This window comes from Phytoactinopolyspora endophytica, assembly GCF_004138495.1.
GTDB classification, from domain to species: domain Bacteria; phylum Actinomycetota; class Actinomycetes; order Jiangellales; family Jiangellaceae; genus Phytoactinopolyspora; species Phytoactinopolyspora endophytica.
In genome coordinates, this window is record NZ_ML142849.1 from 467,151 (window position 1) to 467,350 (window position 200).

Genomic DNA, 200 nt, shown 5'->3' on the forward strand with positions numbered 1-200 from the left:
AGACCGGGCGGGCGTCGCAGACCGTGACGTGGTAGCCGAGGAACTTGCCGATGTGCACCACCGCGGCGGCGAAGTCGATAGCGCCGAAGACGAGCATCCGCGGCCGCGGAGCGAACGACTGGACGAGCACCTCCAGCTCCTCCATGCGGCGTTCCCCGTCCGCGCCGTAGCGGCGGACCCCGGTCACTCCCTGGTCGAGC

General features: G+C 71.0%; 1 pseudogene. It reads right to left on the bottom strand.

Annotation, left to right across the window (positions count from 1 at the left end):
* Positions 1-200, bottom strand: a pseudogene (locus ELR45_RS40245) (XshC-Cox1 family protein); the annotation flags it as partial.